The following is a 1020-nucleotide window of genomic DNA, read 5'->3' on the forward strand; positions in this document are numbered from 1 at the left end:
GTGTGCGGCGCGCTCGCGGTGCCGTCCGGCCGCTTCGGCGGGGGGGGGGGGGGGGGGGGGGGCGGGGAGCCCGGCGGCGGGCCCGGGGGGCGCCGGCCCCCGGGGGGGGCGGGGGGGCGGGGGGGGGGGGGGGGGGTGGGGGCGGCCCCCGACCCGGTACAGCCGGTCGTCGGCCAGGGCGGGCGCCATGATCTGCAGGCCGACCGGCAGGTCGTCGTCCGGCGACAGACCGGCCGGCACCGACATACCGCAGTGCCCGGCCAGATTCAGCGGCAGCGTGCACAGGTCGAACAGATACATCGCCAGCGGATCGTCGACCTTCTCGCCCAGCCGGAACGCCGTGGTCGGGGTCGCGGGCGACACCACCACATCCACCGAGCGATAGGCCTCGTCCAGGTCGCGGGCGATCAGGGTGCGCACCTTCTGGGCCTGGTTGTAATACGCGTCGTAATAACCGGCCGACAGCGCGTAGGTACCGATCATGATGCGCCGCTTGACCTCCGGCCCGAAGCCGGCGGCGCGCGTCATCGCCATGACTTCCTCGGCGCTGTGGCTGCCATCGTCGCCCACCCGTAGCCCGTAGCGCATCGCGTCGAAGCGGGCCAGGTTGCTCGACACCTCCGACGGCAGGATCAGGTAGTAGGCGGCCAGCGCGTACTCGAAGTGCGGACAGTCGACCTCGCTCACCTCGGCGCCCAGGGCGGTCAGCTGCTCGACGGCGGCCTCGAACGCGTTCAGCACTCCGGGCTGGTAGCCCTCGCCGCGCAGCTGCTTGACCACCCCGACGCGCACGCCCTTGAGGTCACCGGCCGCGCCGGCCTTGGCGGCGGCGACGACGTCGGGCACCGCCGCCTTCACGGACGTGGAGTCCCGGGGGTCGTGCCCGGCGATCACGTGATGCAACAGTGCGGTGTCGAGCACCGTGCGCGCGCACGGTCCGCCCTGATCCAGCGACGACGCGCACGCCACCAGGCCGTAGCGCGACACCGTGCCGTAGGTGGGCTTGACGCCGACGGTCGA

General features: G+C 73.8%; 1 protein-coding gene. It reads right to left on the bottom strand.

Annotated elements, in window-relative coordinates; translation table 11 throughout:
* A partial coding sequence (locus A5732_RS23235; RefSeq protein ID WP_253189109.1) for an amidase family protein occupies window positions 1–1020 on the bottom strand: 1020 nt, incomplete at both ends.

The sequence above is a fragment of the Mycobacterium colombiense genome (assembly GCF_001953985.1).
In the GTDB taxonomy this organism is placed as follows: domain Bacteria; phylum Actinomycetota; class Actinomycetes; order Mycobacteriales; family Mycobacteriaceae; genus Mycobacterium; species Mycobacterium colombiense_B.